Origin of the sequence: Paraburkholderia sp. SIMBA_053, assembly GCF_046534895.1 — a bacterium.
GTDB lineage: Bacteria > Pseudomonadota > Gammaproteobacteria > Burkholderiales > Burkholderiaceae > Paraburkholderia > Paraburkholderia caledonica.
The window spans coordinates 1-234 of record NZ_JAWRXU010001785.1; the positions used below are offsets into that span (position 1 = coordinate 1).

Annotated in this window: 1 protein-coding gene; it reads left to right on the top strand. The window is 65.8% G+C overall.

Annotation, left to right across the window (positions count from 1 at the left end):
* The coding region (locus tag SB753_RS41660) for a sodium:proton antiporter (protein ID WP_410805768.1) at window positions 1–234 on the top strand (234 nt) is incomplete at both ends.

A 234-nucleotide genomic window follows, 5' to 3' on the forward strand; every position in this document is an offset into this window, starting at 1 on the left:
CCTGAATACGGCGTTGCTCGCGCTCGGCACGGCGCTCGCCAGCATCATGGGCACGACGGGCGCGGCGATGCTGCTGATCCGGCCGCTCCTGCGCGCGAATGACAACCGCAGGCACGTCGTGCATGTCGTCGTGTTTTTTATCTTTCTGGTCGCGAACGCGGGCGGTTCGCTGTCGCCGCTCGGCGATCCGCCGCTGTTCCTCGGCTTCCTGCAAGGCGTCGACTTCTTCTGGAC